A 439-nucleotide genomic window follows, 5' to 3' on the forward strand; every position below is an offset into this window, starting at 1 on the left:
ATTTTTAAAGCTCAAATACACAACCACATATATTTCGGAGAACCAAAATGCGTTTCACAACTACTCTCGCCGCTGCAACGGCAATTGCCCTGACATCAACAACTGCCTTCGCTGGCGGCGTTGCACCGGTCATCATCGAACCCGTCGAAGTGATGGAAGAGCCCGCGACATCTTCTGTTAAACCTGCTTACATCGTTTTGGGTGTTCTGGCTGCACTGCTGATCGCGTCACAAATTGACGACGATGATGACGAAGAAGACGACGTCATCCTCAATTAAGCACCATTGGCCCGCAGCGACACTGTTGGTGTGGGCCGCACGATCTACTAGTATGGTGACGATCTGCGTGTTAATGTAAATTTTTAAAGCTCAAATACACAACCACATATATTTCGGAGAACCAAAATGCGTTTCACAACTACTCTCGCCGCTGCAACGGC

1 protein-coding gene is annotated in these 439 nt (G+C 48.1%); it reads left to right on the forward strand.

Annotation, left to right across the window (positions count from 1 at the left end; all coding sequences use genetic code 11):
• Nucleotides 1–47 precede the first annotated feature (47 nt).
• Complete coding sequence (locus Yoon_RS17880) at nt 48–278, forward strand: hypothetical protein (protein WP_238114175.1); 231 nt, start codon at nt 48–50, stop codon at nt 276–278.
• The last annotated feature ends 161 nt before the right edge of the window (nt 279–439 follow it).

The sequence above is a fragment of the Yoonia sp. I 8.24 genome, assembly GCF_022096995.1.
In the GTDB taxonomy this organism is placed as follows: domain Bacteria; phylum Pseudomonadota; class Alphaproteobacteria; order Rhodobacterales; family Rhodobacteraceae; genus Yoonia.

Excerpts from the sequence above, each read along its gene's own strand:
- Yoon_RS17880 (WP_238114175.1), top strand. The coding sequence starts at position 48 with ATGCGTTTCACAACTACTCTCGCCGCTGCAACGGCAATTGCCCTGACA.